This window comes from Bombella sp. ESL0380 (assembly GCF_009725805.1).
Taxonomy (GTDB): Bacteria; Pseudomonadota; Alphaproteobacteria; order Acetobacterales; family Acetobacteraceae; genus Bombella; species Bombella apis.
The window spans coordinates 202,193-215,683 of sequence record NZ_WNIH01000005.1 but is presented as its reverse complement, the minus strand read 5'-3'; the positions used below and the strand labels follow the sequence as shown (position 1 = coordinate 215,683).

The following is a 13,491-nucleotide window of genomic DNA, read 5'->3' as shown; positions in this document are numbered from 1 at the left end:
GCCCCTTTCCAGCCACAGGCCGGAAAGGGGTTTTTTTATGGGCTTACTGGTTGGATGGAGGAGGCTGAGGCGTAGGGTCCGTGCGGGTCATGGCTTTGCCACGGACGAGCCAGTAAGCGGCGGAGAGTGACAGAACAGCGGCTGAAAGCGCCAGAAGTTCACGGACATTCACGCCATTCAGGTCCAGCACGATGAACTTGCGTACGGCTGCCATCATGCCGATGAGCAGGACGGACCTCATGCGGATCATTCCCTGTGATTCCGAACCGGGAAGAACGAGGATGGAGTGGCGGAATTCCAAGGCGATCAGGACGGTGAAGAACAGCCCGAAGACTTCCTGCAATATGGCAGGCTCCGTGGGGCTGAGGCCGGCATGGATGATGAGCTTTGCCACTGCCACCACGACATGCAGCAGCCCCAGGCAGGCCACCAGCGTGATGCAGATGGACAGGATCAACATGGCCGCTCCTTCAAACATGTCGAACAGGCGGGACAGTGTGACGAAGCCGGGCAGGGTGCTTTTCATGGAGTAGGGGATGCCTTTGATGTGGGGATGGATAATGTTGTGCTGCTTTTACTTCATTCTGATGGGAGGGAGAAAGGTAGGTGCAGCAGGACGCTTCCGCCTCCTCTGGCATGATTATGCCGACGGGGCGTCTGCCTGTGCGTCGCGGGGGGCCCGGTTTCGTGTCGGGTAGGGGACGGAAAGCAGCGTCTTACATACTACATGCGTCAGGCATGAAGCACTGGGGAACGGCCTATTTTCAGGGAAAATCGTGGTGCCGGATGAGAGATTCGAACTCCCGGCCTTCGGTTTACAAAACCGCTGCACTACCACTGTGCTAATCCGGCAACGGGGCCGTACATCTCATTTTTCCCTCCAGAAATCAAGTGGAAAATCAGGGGAGTGGGGAAAAAATCCCGGCCAGGAAACAGCCGGGCAGGTCAGCGGCCCGTGGTGGCGGGCTTCTGGTGCTGCATGAGATGGGTTGGGGGCGCAAGGACAGGGCCATCCTGTACAAAGCCATAGCCATCAGAAGAAAGGCCACGATGGCCGATAGCCTGGCTGGGTCTGTTACAGCCCCCCATGCTGAGCAGGGAGAGCACAAGGCCTGTCAGGAGGAAGAAACGGGGATGGCAGAAAGTCGGCATGGGCTTCCGTGGGTTGGTCAAAGAGGTGGGCAGGATTGCCGGTCAGCACGAAGAGGGAAACAGTCTATCCTTCAGGGTGCGGGCAATGGCTCTGTAAGCCTGTGATGCAGGATGATCCGGGTCACGCAGGACAAGAGGGGTCCCTTCATCAGCACTGCATCTTATATCCCGCAGCAGGGGAATTTCCCCAAGGAAAGGAATGTTGAGGGCCTCGGCTTCCTTGCGGGCCCCACCATGGCCGAAGAGGTCAGTCCGTTCCTGACAGTGCGGGCAGCAGAAATAGGACATGTTCTCGATCAGCCCCAGCACGGGCGTTTCGGTCTTCTCAAACAGCGTGACACCCCGGCGGGCATCAAGCAGGGCAATGTCCTGCGGGGTGGAGACGATGACGGCCCCACCGGCCTTCAGCTTGTCCGAGAGTTTGCGGGTCAGGGTCAGCTGGGCATCTCCGGTGCCGGGTGGCAGATCGACCACCAGTACATCCAGCGCCCCCCAGGACACATCACTCATGAGCTGGGTCAGGGCGCCCATGACCATGGGACCACGCCAGATCATGGCCTGTTCCTTGTCAACCAGATAGCCGATGGACATCGTCTCCATGCCCCAGCGTTCCAGTGGGCGCAGCCTGCCATTCTCGACAACAGGTTTCTGGGTTTCACCCAGCATGTGGGGAAGAGAGGGGCCGTAAATGTCAGCATCCAGCAGGCCGGTCCGAAGGTCCAGCCGGGCCAGGCTGCATGCCAGATTGACGGCTGTGGTGGACTTCCCCACGCCTCCCTTGCCGGACGCCACGGCAATGACGGCCCGCACATCGGGCAAGCAGGCTTCCGGGGGGGCGGAGCGGCCTGTGGGTCGCTTCCCGAGGGCCAGAGGCCGGTGCCCGCTTTCTGCACCGGCCTTGCGGGGGGCGGGGCCTGCCGGGCGATGAGCTGTGAGGGACAGGGTCAGAGTGCTGACAGCGGGGTGCTGCCTGAGCCTGTCCTCCAGTGTCGTCTGAGCGTCCTGGAGGAACGCCGCACCTTTAGCTGTTGTCCGCAGAATGAGGTGGAGATGGCCCTTTTCCAGTGTCAGGGCTTCTATGCTGGTCTGATGTGCAGGCTCTTCTGCTGTGAGAAAGTCGGAGATGAGGTCTTTCAGGGAAGAGATGTCGGTGGCTGTCATGGGGCAGGACCTCTCATGCAACGCCCCTCATGAGGCAAAAAAACACAAACTTGCAGGCTGGAAGGATGACGTCCGGTCCGCCGTGGAGTAGATTCTACAGCATGAGCCGATTCATGTCTTCTTCTCTTCTGTCTTCCTCCCGCATGAGGGTGGCCCGCTGGCTGTCCTGTTTCGTGCTTTCTGGTATTCTTGGCCAGTCCGGTGGAGCCTGGGCGCAGGATGATGTGCCGATGCCGACCCTGCCGGGGGAAGAGCTGCCGCAGGGGGGGAGCGTGACAACCCGTGCTGCGCATGAGGCGGCCATGATGCCCGGTTTTGCGGCACTGGTGGAGCGGCTCCTGCCTGCTGTGGTGAATATTTCCGTCTCCAGCGTGATCCACCCTGATGAACAGCAGCCGGACGGGCCGGATGGCAGTATACCGTCCGGGCCGCAATCATCCCCTTTCCCGCCAGGGTCACCGCTCGAGAAGTTTTTCCATGATTATCTCCACCGCCGTCATGCCGATGGGCACCCTGCCCGTCAGGTACAGGCGCTGGGGTCCGGCTTCATCATCGATCCTTCTGGCGTGGTGGTGACGAACAATCACGTCATTGACAATGCCCAGCAGGTGAGCGTGACCCTGTCGGATGGGACGGAATATCCGGCACGGATTGTCGGGCGGGACAGCAAGGAGGACCTTGCCGTCCTTCAGGTGAAGGCAGACCGGCCCCTGCCGTCCGTCCCGCTGGGGCATAGTGACGATGCCCGCATCGGAGACTGGGTGCTGGCCATCGGTAATCCGTTCGGTCTGAGTGGCACGGTGACAGCTGGCATCATTTCGTCCCGCAAGCGGAATGTCGATCACGGTTTGTATGACGACTTCATCCAGACGGACGCAGCCATCAATCACGGCAATTCAGGTGGCCCGCTCTTCAATCTGAAGGGTGAGGTCATCGGGATCAATACGTTGATTTATGGCGGGTCTGGTGGGGATTCCATCGGCATCGGCTTTGCCATTCCTTCGGATGATGCCCGAGGCATCATCAACCAGTTGCGGCAGACAGGCCATGTCCGGCGTGGCTGGTTGGGTGTGCGCTATCAGGATGTCACCCGCAACATGGCAGAAGACCTTGATTTCTGGAAAGCGGATGTGCCCGGAAAAGAACGGGGAACGGGGGCCATCGTTGCCGAGGTCAGCAAGGATGGGCCGGCCCGGAAGGCAGGTTTGCAGGTTGGGGACATTCTGACAGCCCTGAATGGTCAGCCGGTGACAGGCCAGACCCTGCCCCGGCTCGTGGCGGGGTATCAACCGGGAGAGACGGTGCATTTCACCTTTTGGCGGCGTGGCAGCTATCAGACGCTAGATCTGACCCTGGGGCGCAACCCCGATGAGAAGGATCCCCTTCCTTCCGACACGCACCCGCCGGAACATCCGGTAAAGACCCTGAAAGAACTGGGGGTGAAGCTGGGCGTGGTCGATGAAGCGGCCCGGACGCAGTATGGCCTGACTGACAGCCAGAGGGGTGTGCTGGTGATGCGTGTCTATGAGGGTAGCCCCGCTGCCAGCCGTGGGTTGACGGAAGGGAATCTGGTGCTTCAGGTCGGGCAGCAGGAGGTCAATACACCGGAGGCCCTGCAGGCTGCGCTGGACCGTGCCCGTGAGCTGAAGCGGACGGATATTCTTCTGTTGGTGCAGGATGGTGAGGGGCTGCGCTGGGTGGCTGTGCCATTGGGGGGACAGCAACCCCAGCCGTGATGGGGCAGACCCGCCTTACAGGCCGCGGTCCCGCTTTATCTGGTCCCATGCGGCATTGATGCGGGCCACACGCTCCTGTGCTGCTTTCCGTTGAGCATCGCTCATGGGGCGCTGGGCAAGACGGTCCGGGTGATGTTCACGGATCAGCACACGCCAGCGTGTCCGGACTTCGCCATCCGTTGCCGTTGCACTGATGCCCAGCACACGATAGCACTCTGCCGTTGATGATGTGGAGGCAGCCCGGGGCTGGCCGTCCTCGGCCCGCTCCCAGGCCCGTTCTGAAAGGCGGAAGGCTTTGTGCGTCCGGCGGAGATAGTCCATTTCTGCCGGATGCAGCGGGGCCCCGGCAGGCAGGTCTGCCTTGGCAATGCGGAAGAGGACGCTGAGCAGTGTTTCCAGTGGCTCCGGCTTGTCGGCAAAGGCACGCCCCAGCTCACGGGCATAAAGTTCGAAATCGTCCGTCCGGTTCCGGGCCCGATCAAAAAGCAGGCCAACCTCTTTCTGGTTGTCTTCAGGGAACCGGAAGGCCGTCTTGAAGGCTTCAATCTCGGCCCGGTTCACGGGGCCATCGATTTTGGCCAGCTTGGCGGAGAGCGTGACGACACCAAGGCCGTAGAGCTGATCCGTCTTTCCCAGCAGGGCAGAGAGTTTTGCGGCGGTGAAGAAGGCGGCATTATGCGGGTCGGGCTGCCCCCGTGCGGGGAAACGGTCGCCCCATGTGCCGGAGAGCGGGGTCAACAGTCTGTCCGTATCGCTCATATGGCCCAGAATGGCCCCGAGAAGACCGCCGACCGGCCCCCCGGCGGCAAAACCGGCAATACCACCAAACATTTTCCCCCAGAAAGCCATCGATGCCCTCCCTGTTCACATGGTTGTAAACTCTATCACGGGGACAGGGGAGGGCGGAACAGGAATATGCGGTCTTTCCAAGACGGGTCACACGGGGTCTGACGGGGCCTGGTTCAGGGCAAAGCGTAGTGCCGTGAGGCGAAGCAGGGAGGCCAGCGTCTGTTCCGGGGGGCGATGCCTGTCCAGCCGGGCGATGAAGGCTGCCAGGGCAAGCTGTTCGGCACGGGCCATGGTCTCCAGAACCTGCCAGAATTCGGCTTCCAGAGCGATGGAGGTTCTGTGCCCGTACAGGCTGAGGCTGCGCTTCTGCAACTGTGGTGGGGGTGGAGGAGGAGCGTGCATGGGGGAAGTGTGGCAGCTGGCATTGTGTGTGGAAAGGGATTTTCTTGTCAGCTCCGGCGCAGGCCGCCATCATGAGGCATGAGATTCTTTTGTCCTGCTGTTTTTGCCTTTTTTGTCTTTCTTGCTGGCCAGACAGGTCGGGTGTCTGCTGACCCGGTGGCGGCCCCGCCTTCCGTGGCGACCCTGTTCGAAAGGGTGAAGACCGACCCTGTCCGGCTGGAGCTGTTCCTTAGGGCCTTCCCCAAGGGAGCGGACCTGCACAACCATCTTTCCGGGGCGGTCTATGCCGAGAGTTTCCTCAAATGGGCAGCGGGGGATGGCCTCTGCGTTTCGCTGAAGGAGCGGACCATTCTGGCCAGTCATTGCTCAAAGCCGGGGGAGGGGCAGGTCCCGGCAGATGGTCTGCCAGGGAATGAAACCGGCTGGAATGAGATGGTCAATGCGTTGTCCATGCGCAATTTCATTCCTACGGAACATGACCGCTCCGGCCATGATCATTTCTTTGCGACCTTTCTGCGGTTCATGGCGGTGGAGTCAAGGCATCAGGGGGACATGCTGGCCGAGGCTGCCGAGCGGGCTGCCCGTGACAATGTGCAGTATCTGGAATTGCAGATCGCTCCCATTACCTTTGATGCATTGGGGGAGATGATGAAGGCTGCTGCCCTGCCTCCCTTGAGGACGGAAGCTGATTTCAGTCGGGCTTATGAGGCTCTGAAGCCCGCCCTGGGGCGGATGGCAGCCCTGTCCCATGTGGCCATTGATGAGATGGAGGCCCGTGCCCGAACCATCATGAAGTGCGGCACAGCGCAGGCTTCCGCAGGGTGTGGGGTGACGGTGCGCTATCAGTATTCCGCCCTGCGGACATTTCCGGCACCGTTTGTCTGGGTGCAGCTCGTGGCGGCGTATGAGAGTGCCCGCCAGGATACCCGGCTGGTCGGCGTCAACATCGTGGCGCCGGAAGATGATCCGGTGGCCCTGCGGGACTATGACCTGCACATGCAGATGTTCCATACTCTGAACCGGCTGTATCCGGGGACGAATCTGAGCCTTCATGCGGGGGAGGTGACACCGTCTCTCGTGCCGCTGGGCGATCTGGACCATCATATCCGGGCGGCGATTGACGTGGCGGGGGCCAAGCGGATCGGCCATGGTGTGGATGTTCTGTGGGAGCATGACCCGGCCTCTCTGCTGGAAGAGATGGCACGGCGCTCCATTCTGGTGGAGATCAATCTGACCAGCAATGATGAGATTCTGGGTATCCGGGATGGGCGGCATCCTTTTTCGCTTTACAGGCAGGCCGGTGTGCCCGTGGCGCTCTCGACAGATGATGAAGGTGTGTCCCGTAGCGATCTGACGCAGGAATACATGCGGGCCGTATTGGCCTACCATCTGGCTTATCCGACACTTGTCCAGCTGTCCCGTACGGGGCTGGAATATGGGTTCATGCCGGGGCAGAGCCTCTGGGCCGGGCATCATCTGGGGCAGGCTGTGCCGGCCTGTTCGGGCATGGTGCCGGGTGGAAGCGCCGCTCCGGCCTGCGAACGGTTTCTGAAGGACAATATGAAGGCACGGCTGCAATGGCAGCTGGAGGCCCGTTTTCAGGCTTTCGGGCAGGATGTGATGAAGAATCCCCTGCTGTGGTCCGTGCCCTGAGACAGGCCGGAGAGAACGATGGGAAGGAAAGGCATGTGATGAGACAGGCAGTGAAGGCGGGCTGGATGTATGGTCTTGGTCTTCTGGTCGGGCTGGTGGCAGCGGGGGCGGGGTCTGCCCGTCCGGCACAGGCTGTCCCGCTGGAGGTACACGTCGTGGTGGTGACAACCTTCGAGCTGGGGCAGGATAGTGGCGACATGCCGGGAGAGTTCCAGCACTGGGTGGAACAGTACCCGCTGGAACAAACACTGCCTGCACCGGGGACGGAGCACGGTGTCCTTCGCTATAATGCGCAAGACCATGTGCTTGGGCTGGTCAGTGGTGAGGGACCGGGCCATATGGCAGCGGCCATTACCGCTCTGGCGCTGGACCCCCGGTTTGACCTCCGCCATGCCTATTTCGTTCTGGCAGGGATTGCCGGTGTGAATCCCAATAAGGGCAGCATCGGGTCTGCCGCCTGGGCGCTGCATGTCGTGAATGGCGGGGCAGCCCATCTGATTGATTCACGTGAAATTCCGTCCGATTGGCCGGATGGTTTTACGCCGTTGCAGGGCCATGTACCGGATGAGCAGCCACGGCCACCGCTCCATTCCATCGCTGGGGACATGGCCTATACGTTGCGACCTTCCCTTGTGCGCTGGGCTTATGAAAGGACACGCCATATCGCTCTGCCGGACAATGAAAAACTTCAGGCCCATCGCCGGGCCTATCAGGGTTTCTCCGAGGCACTGAAGCCGCCGCATGTGATGATGGGTGATACGATCTCCGGTGAGACATTCTGGCTTGGAGCACTCATGAACCGGTGGGCGGAACGCTGGGTCGCTTACTGGACGGACCATCAGGGCGAGATGGTCACGACGGCAGAGGAGGACATTGGCCTCTGTCAGGCACTGGCGTTGCAGGCCAGAGCAGGACGTGTGGATGACCGGCGCCTCCTCATCCTGCGGACGACCAGCAATTTCGACATGCCGCCCAACGGTGTGGCACCGGCCACCATGCTGGCCAATGCAGCGCATGAGGAAAACCTGCCGGGCCTTTATGCCTCCACCAGTGCGGCCTATCAGGTGGCCAGCCCAATCGTGCGGGAGCTGGCCACCCATTGGGGGAGCTATGAAGGACAGGTGCCCTGAAGGAACGACCTAGCCCTGCTGGTAGCGGGGCATGGGCCATTCATCCTCGCTCCAGTCGCCCCTGGCCCAGTTCTGGCGGAGCTGGGTGGCGGTCTGTTCCAGCGTTCCTGCCACGATGGCGGCCCGTATCTGGCGCATGAGCCGCTGATAATAGGCGAGATTGTGGAGGGTCAGGAGCATCGGCCCGAGCATCTCGTTGGCCCGGAAGAGGTGGTGCAGATAGGCCCGGCTGTACCGGCCTGCCATCGGGCTGTCATCTTCGGGGGAGATGGGGCGGGTGTCCTCGGCGAAGCGGGCATTGCGGAGATTCAGCGTGCCCCGCTCCGTATAGGCCCGGGCAGTACGGCCTGCACGGGACGGCATGACGCAGTCGAACATGTCGCAGCCCCGCATGACGGCACCCAGCAGGTCATCTGGCGTGCCGACGCCCATCAGATAGCGGGGCTGGTCCTCGGGCAGCATGGGAGTCGTGTAATCCAGCGTGGAGAACATCAGCTCCTGCCCTTCGCCTACGGCAAGCCCCCCGATGGCGTAGCCCTCGAAGCCGAGCTCCCGCAGGGCAAGGGCGGAGCGTTCCCGCAGGTCCTGTTCCGTGCCGCCCTGCACGATGCCGAACTGCCCATAGCCGGGGCGGGCGATGAAGGCTTCACGGGAGCGGGCGGCCCATCGCATGGACCGCTCCATGGAGGCTTCCAGCACGTCCTTCGTGGCGGGCAGGGCCGGACATTCATCAAAGGCCATGGTGATGGTGGCATCCAGTTTGTACTGGATGTCCGTCGAGCTTTCAGGCGTCAGACGGTGGGAGCTGCCATCAATGTGGGAACGGAAGGTGACGCCATCTTCATCCATCTTCCGCAGCGGCCCCAGAGACATGACCTGGAATCCGCCGGAATCTGTTAGGATGGGGCCGGGCCAGTCCATCATGCGGTGCAGCCCGCCGAGACGCTGGACCCGCTCTGCCGTGGGGCGCAGCATGAGGTGATAGGTGTTGCCCAGCACGATGCCCGCCCCGGTGGCCCGCACATTGTCCATCGTGATGCCCTTGACGGTCCCGACGGTTCCGACCGGCATGAAGGTCGGTGTCGGTACGCTGCCATGACGGGTATGCAGCCAGCCTGCCCGGGCCCGCCCACACTGGGCGTCTTTCTGCCAGTGCATGCGGTCGGATGGGGTAAGGTTGGGGCGGGTGGAGTCGGTCGTCATGGGGCACGTTCCAGAAGGCAGGCATCACCGTAGGAATAGAAGCGCAGCCCTTCGGCAATGGCGTGATGATAGGCATGGCGCATGGTCTCCGTACCGGCAAAGGCACAGACCAGCATGAAAAGGGTGGAGCGGGGCAGGTGGAAGTTGGTCAGCAGGGCGTCCACCGCCCGGAAGCGGTAGCCCGGCCGGATGAAGATGGAGGTTTCGCCTGTCCATGGATGAACGATACCCTGTTCATCCGCCGCACTTTCCAGCAGGCGCAGGCTGGTGGTGCCTACGGCAACGACACGGCCGCCATTGGCACGGGTCCCGTTGATGAGACGGGCCGTTTCCTCATCAATATGGCCCCATTCCGCATGCATTTTATGTTCGGCAATGGTGCTGCGGACGGGCAGGAACGTCCCGGCTCCGACATGCAGGGTGAGGGTCTGTTTTTGTATGCCTCTGGCCGCAAGGGCCTCCAGCAGTTCTTCCGTGAAATGCAGTCCCGCTGTCGGTGCTGCCACGGCCCCACGAAAGCGGGAGAAAATGGTGCGGTAGTCGCTGTTGTCGGCTTCAGTCGGACCATTGGGGCGGGCAATGTAAGGCGGCAGGGCCAGGGCGGCCCGGCGTTCCAGAAAGTCATCGAACTCATCGCCTTCGACCGAGAAGCGGAGGGTCACGGCCCCATCGCCCTCATTGGTCAGGACGTCCGCCGTGACGGGATCATCCTCGAAGTGGAGCCGGTCGCCGGGGCGGAGCTTGCGGGCATTGCGGGCGAGGGCATGCCACTGCCCTTCCGGCAGGATGCGGTCCAGCGTGATGCCGATTTTTGCCTCACCCCGTCGGGCCTCCATTTTTGCCCGGATGACTTCCGTATCATTGGCGACGAGCAGGTCGCCTTCCTTCAGCAGTTCGGGAAGATTGCGGATGCGATGGAGGGAGAGGGTTGCATCATCAGTTCCTGCAAGGGCCGGTGGGACGACATGCAGGAGCTGTGCCATGTCACGGGGGCGGGCAGGTTCTGTGGCGATATGGTCACGAGGGAGCGTGAAATCGAAGAGGGAGAGGTCGTCAGTCATTCCGGGGACATGGTTGGAGAAACAGGCCAGTCAGCGAAAAGGGGGCTTATGGCCCCCTCCACGTTGCTGATCCGTTGTGAATGGAGAGATCAGTGACGACCCAGCTGATGCTTGAGGGCGTCGATCAATGTCTGCACCTGCCCGCCATGGCGGGTGAGGTAGGTCGTGTAGTCGCTGCGCTGTGTCAGGCGCATGCTGGCACCCTCACCATACAGGTCCACCACCTTGGGCGGTTCGCCATCAATGACGGCCGTCATCAGGATGGGGGGCTGATGCGGACGGGAAATCTGAAGGGTCACCTTCTGGCCTGCCGGGGAGGGCACACTGTCCACCAGGCGGACGGAAATGTTCTGATATTCCCCCACGCGGGCCGTGACAGCATTCAGCAGTACGTCCTGAAACAGCTCAAGATAAAGCTTCTGTTGTTCCGGCGTGGCGATCCGCCAGTAGCGGCCCAGGCAGTAGCGGCCGATTCCTGGTACGTCCACATTGGCCCGCAGGAGGGGCAGAAGGGCTTCGCGCTTTTTGGCCAGCGAAGTGTCGCTGTTCAGGACGGCCACCAGTTTCCCGCCAAAATCATTGACAAACGCCTTTGCTTCATCACTGGAGGGAGTGGCGAAGGCCAGCGTGGGAATGAGAGCGAACAGGCTGGCAGCTCCCAGAATGGTGCGGCGTGTAAGCTGACGGAGCATCATGTTTAGGGATCCTTCCGATAAAGGCTGTCCTCATGGGGACGGAATGGTCAGTACCAGTCGGGGGTGGTGGCGCGGTGATCAGCCTTGAGGGTATCGATCTGGCTCTGACGCTGCTGCTGCCATGCACTTCGCATGAAAGCATAAGGGTCGAGACTTTGGTGTTCCAGCTGGTCCAGCTGGTCTGTACTGTCTGCAAAGGTATTGAAGGTGCCGAGAATGTTGTAGCCCCAGTTGAAGCTGATGAGGCCATACCCTCTGGGCACGTAGTTGATGGGTGTCAGCCCCTGGCCGATGGCATAGCCTGCGGCATCACGGAAATTGGTAGGACCAAGCCCGGGCAGGAAAATGTAAGGCCCGGATTTGACCCCCCACAGCGCCATGACCATGCCAGGGTCTGTCTCATGCTGCTTGTAGCCAAGATGCTGGGCAACGTCATAGAAGCCAGCCGTCGTCATGTTCAGCAGGAAACGCATGAAGGAATCCCCCGCACGCCGCGGGCGCCCTGCCCCCACATCGGAGAAGAAGACGGCGGGTTGGCGCCATGTCTCGTTCAGCGTGGCGACAGAGGTGCGGATGGGCTGGGGAATGTTGTTCTTCCAGAACCGTCCTACCGGCCGCAGGGCCTTGTGATAGACCCACATGTTGAGGCTGAACATCTTGCGGTTGAAAGGCTCGTAAGGGTCGTTGACCGCCTTGTAATCCGCCAGATCGTCCGGGTCGGTCGGCGGCTTGGCGTGGAGGGAACCACACCCGCCGAGCGACAGCAGGGCCAGGCAGCCGACCAGTGCGGAAAGTGCAGTGAGTCTGCCTCGATGATGCTGTTTTGTGCTGCCTGTGCACGCCATGCTGCTGCCGCTCCTGTTTTTTTCTTTCTTCAAGGCCCGGCTATGCGGCTTGCCACGTCATCCACCAGGAGATGGCAGCGGCATACCTTTAACGGGAACGGGCCGTAACATACGTCTGATTCCACATGCGCAAGTCATGAAGACCAGTGAACTCAAGCATATGGTACTTGCTCCATGCTGCCTACCCCTTTCGAATATCAGGCATGTTAAGAAAAAGAAGTATTGCATTTTTGCATCGTTAGGTTTTCTGATGGACACCAGCCCTGAAGGGGACGCTTCCTGCCCCCTCCCGGGAGGAGCGCAGCCCGTCGTCCTGGCGGGTCCTGTATTTCGTGGAGTGCGAGAGATTTTATGTCTTTTCTGAAGAGTCGCAGCTGGCTTCTGTCTGCCAGCGCTTTGGTTGCCAGTGTGGCCCTGTCTGGCATGGCTGCCGCAGCGCCAACGGTCCAGACAAAGGACTGGGGTCGTCTTTCCACTGGCAAGAAGGTGCAGGCAATCACCCTGACCAATGATCATGGGGTGAAGGTTGTCGTGCTGACCTATGGCGCCATCATCCATGAGATGGACGTGCCGGACCGCAATGGCCGCCTGGGGAACGTTGTTCTGGGCTTTCCGAACATTGCCGGGTACGAAAACCATAACTCCGACCCGCACTTCGGTGCCGTGCTGGGGCGTGTGGCCAACCGTATTTCCGGTGGTGTCTTCACTCTGGAAGGTGAGAAGTATCATACGAGCGTCAATGAGGGGCCGAACACCCTCCATGGCGGTGCTGAGAGCTTTGACCGCAAACTCTGGAAGATCGTTCGCAAGGGCGTGGACTCCCAGGGGGCCTATGTTGTGCTGAAGATGGTCAGCCCCGATGGTGATCAGGGCTTCCCGGGTGAGCTGAAGACGCAGGTTACCTATCGTCTGAGCGGCAACGACACGCTGAGCCTGAAGTTCAATGCGACGACCAAGGCTCCGACGGTCGTGAACCTGTCCACGCACAACTACTGGAACCTCAATGGCGAGGGTTCCGGGAGCATTGCTCCGGAAGTGGTGCAGATCTATGCCGACCGTTTCCTGAGGACAGACGAGCACTCCATTCCGACGGGTGAGCTGGCCTCTGTTGAGGGGACGCCGTTCGATTTCCGTCAGCCCCGCACGGTGGGTGAAGGTCTGGGCAGTGCAGACCCGCAGATGGCTCCGCAGGGTGGCTATGACAAGTGCATGGTCCTCATCGGCCCATCCCAGCCGGGCAATACGGAGCGTGTCGTGGCCCGTGTGACGGATCCCCGTTCCGGCCGTGTGATGGAAGTTGCCACCAACATGCCGGGGATGCAGTTCTATTCCGGCAACCATCTGTATGGCAATTATCAGGGGCCGTCTGGCCGCCCCTATGGCAAATGGGAATCTCTGGCTTTCGAGCCTGAATTCTTCCCGAACAGCCCGAACATGCCGAACTTCCCGAGCATCGAGCTGAAGCCGGGTCAGACCTATGATTACGGGATGAGCTTCCATTTTTCCCGCCAGTAAGGGCTGAGGCTTTCAGGAGCTGAATCCTGGGAAAGGAGCCGGGCCGGTGCAGTCATGCATCGGTCCGGCTTTTTCATTGGTGGGTGTTCCGGCTTTGTGGTGAGCTGAAAAGAGGGCCGGAACAGATCATCAACAGTAGAAGAGGGCGG

General features: G+C 61.0%; 13 protein-coding genes and 1 tRNA gene. 4 read left to right on the top strand and 10 right to left on the bottom strand.

Annotated elements, in window-relative coordinates; translation table 11 throughout:
• Window positions 1-43: 43 nt before the first annotated feature.
• The 4 genes from GM608_RS06645 to GM608_RS06630 all read right to left on the bottom strand — a co-directional run bounded on the left by GM608_RS06645 (window position 44) and on the right by GM608_RS06630 (window position 2,313).
• A complete protein-coding gene (locus tag GM608_RS06645; protein WP_081562771.1) occupies window positions 44-526 on the bottom strand; it encodes a phosphate-starvation-inducible PsiE family protein in 483 nt (160 codons plus the stop codon).
• 251 nt (window positions 527-777) lie between these two features.
• Window positions 778-852: transfer RNA gene (locus GM608_RS06640), tRNA-Thr, on the bottom strand.
• 93 nt (window positions 853-945) lie between these two features.
• On the bottom strand, window positions 946-1,152 hold the full coding sequence (locus tag GM608_RS06635) for a hypothetical protein (protein WP_333645268.1): 207 nt from the start codon (window positions 1,150-1,152) through the stop codon (window positions 946-948).
• 42 nt (window positions 1,153-1,194) lie between these two features.
• Window positions 1,195-2,313, bottom strand: coding sequence for an Mrp/NBP35 family ATP-binding protein (locus GM608_RS06630; RefSeq protein WP_333645267.1), 1,119 nt, complete (start codon window positions 2,311-2,313; stop codon window positions 1,195-1,197).
• A gap of 113 nt (window positions 2,314-2,426) precedes the next feature.
• Here GM608_RS06630 and GM608_RS06625 point away from each other — a divergent pair, with 113 nt between their 5' ends.
• On the top strand, window positions 2,427-4,049 hold the full coding sequence (locus GM608_RS06625) for a Do family serine endopeptidase (protein WP_333645266.1): 1,623 nt from the start codon (window positions 2,427-2,429) through the stop codon (window positions 4,047-4,049).
• A gap of 15 nt (window positions 4,050-4,064) precedes the next feature.
• Here the strand turns inward: GM608_RS06625 and GM608_RS06620 are convergent, their stop codons facing one another.
• Together GM608_RS06620 and GM608_RS06615 are read right to left on the bottom strand one after the other, a co-directional pair.
• Window positions 4,065-4,898, bottom strand: a complete 834-nt coding sequence (locus tag GM608_RS06620) for a TerB family tellurite resistance protein (RefSeq protein WP_276830389.1) — start codon at window positions 4,896-4,898, stop codon at window positions 4,065-4,067.
• A gap of 87 nt (window positions 4,899-4,985) precedes the next feature.
• Window positions 4,986-5,240 (bottom strand): ribbon-helix-helix domain-containing protein, encoded by a 255-nt coding sequence (locus tag GM608_RS06615; protein WP_086442088.1) that lies wholly within the window; start codon window positions 5,238-5,240, stop codon window positions 4,986-4,988.
• Window positions 5,241-5,318: 78 nt separating this feature from the next.
• Here GM608_RS06615 and GM608_RS06610 point away from each other — a divergent pair, with 78 nt between their 5' ends.
• Window positions 5,319-6,893: an adenosine deaminase gene (locus GM608_RS06610; protein ID WP_333645265.1), complete on the top strand. Its 1,575-nt coding sequence runs from the start codon at window positions 5,319-5,321 to the stop codon at window positions 6,891-6,893.
• 38 nt (window positions 6,894-6,931) lie between these two features.
• Window positions 6,932-8,023 (top strand): purine nucleoside permease, encoded by a 1,092-nt coding sequence (locus GM608_RS06605; RefSeq protein ID WP_333645327.1) that lies wholly within the window; start codon window positions 6,932-6,934, stop codon window positions 8,021-8,023.
• A 9-nt stretch (window positions 8,024-8,032) separates the two neighbouring features.
• On the opposite strand, the gene tgt is transcribed toward GM608_RS06605, so the two are convergent.
• The 4 genes from tgt to GM608_RS06585 form a co-directional block, all read right to left on the bottom strand.
• Window positions 8,033-9,181 (bottom strand): tRNA guanosine(34) transglycosylase Tgt, encoded by a 1,149-nt coding sequence (gene tgt / locus GM608_RS06600; protein WP_333645326.1) that lies wholly within the window; start codon window positions 9,179-9,181, stop codon window positions 8,033-8,035.
• 41 nt (window positions 9,182-9,222) lie between these two features.
• Window positions 9,223-10,287 carry a tRNA preQ1(34) S-adenosylmethionine ribosyltransferase-isomerase QueA gene (queA, locus tag GM608_RS06595; protein ID WP_249080095.1) on the bottom strand — a complete coding sequence of 355 codons (1,065 nt, stop codon included), beginning with the start codon at window positions 10,285-10,287 and terminating at the stop codon, window positions 9,223-9,225.
• 89 nt (window positions 10,288-10,376) lie between these two features.
• Window positions 10,377-10,982 carry a phospholipid-binding protein MlaC gene (locus GM608_RS06590; RefSeq protein WP_227656505.1) on the bottom strand — a complete coding sequence of 202 codons (606 nt, stop codon included), beginning with the start codon at window positions 10,980-10,982 and terminating at the stop codon, window positions 10,377-10,379.
• A gap of 47 nt (window positions 10,983-11,029) precedes the next feature.
• The gene (locus GM608_RS06585; RefSeq protein ID WP_081563399.1) at window positions 11,030-11,827 is read right to left on the bottom strand and encodes a VacJ family lipoprotein; all 798 of its coding nucleotides are present in this window, start codon (window positions 11,825-11,827) and stop codon (window positions 11,030-11,032) included.
• A gap of 351 nt (window positions 11,828-12,178) precedes the next feature.
• Between GM608_RS06585 and GM608_RS06580 the strand changes: the two genes are divergently transcribed.
• Entirely contained in the window at window positions 12,179-13,342 is a 1,164-nt protein-coding gene (locus tag GM608_RS06580) for an aldose epimerase family protein (RefSeq protein ID WP_043558260.1), read from the top strand.
• Window positions 13,343-13,491 lie beyond the last annotated feature (149 nt).

What these genes read in the sequence shown, in the direction of transcription:
- GM608_RS06645 (WP_081562771.1), bottom strand. Translation starts at nt 526, where the DNA reads ATGAAAAGCACCCTGCCCGGCTTCGTCACACTGTCCCGCCTGTTCGAC.
- GM608_RS06605 (WP_333645327.1), top strand. Translation starts at nt 6,932, where the DNA reads ATGAGACAGGCAGTGAAGGCGGGCTGGATGTATGGTCTTGGTCTTCTG.
- tgt (WP_333645326.1), bottom strand. Translation starts at nt 9,181, where the DNA reads ATGCACTGGCAGAAAGACGCCCAGTGTGGGCGGGCCCGGGCAGGCTGG.
- GM608_RS06590 (WP_227656505.1), bottom strand. Translation starts at nt 10,982, where the DNA reads ATGATGCTCCGTCAGCTTACACGCCGCACCATTCTGGGAGCTGCCAGC.
- GM608_RS06615 (WP_086442088.1), bottom strand. Translation starts at nt 5,240, where the DNA reads ATGCACGCTCCTCCTCCACCCCCACCACAGTTGCAGAAGCGCAGCCTC.
- GM608_RS06610 (WP_333645265.1), top strand. Translation starts at nt 5,319, where the DNA reads ATGAGATTCTTTTGTCCTGCTGTTTTTGCCTTTTTTGTCTTTCTTGCT.
- GM608_RS06635 (WP_333645268.1), bottom strand. Translation starts at nt 1,152, where the DNA reads ATGCCGACTTTCTGCCATCCCCGTTTCTTCCTCCTGACAGGCCTTGTG.
- queA (WP_249080095.1), bottom strand. Translation starts at nt 10,287, where the DNA reads ATGACTGACGACCTCTCCCTCTTCGATTTCACGCTCCCTCGTGACCAT.
- GM608_RS06620 (WP_276830389.1), bottom strand. Translation starts at nt 4,898, where the DNA reads ATGGCTTTCTGGGGGAAAATGTTTGGTGGTATTGCCGGTTTTGCCGCC.
- GM608_RS06625 (WP_333645266.1), top strand. Translation starts at nt 2,427, where the DNA reads ATGTCTTCTTCTCTTCTGTCTTCCTCCCGCATGAGGGTGGCCCGCTGG.
- GM608_RS06585 (WP_081563399.1), bottom strand. Translation starts at nt 11,827, where the DNA reads ATGGCGTGCACAGGCAGCACAAAACAGCATCATCGAGGCAGACTCACT.
- GM608_RS06630 (WP_333645267.1), bottom strand. Translation starts at nt 2,313, where the DNA reads ATGACAGCCACCGACATCTCTTCCCTGAAAGACCTCATCTCCGACTTT.
- GM608_RS06580 (WP_043558260.1), top strand. Translation starts at nt 12,179, where the DNA reads ATGTCTTTTCTGAAGAGTCGCAGCTGGCTTCTGTCTGCCAGCGCTTTG.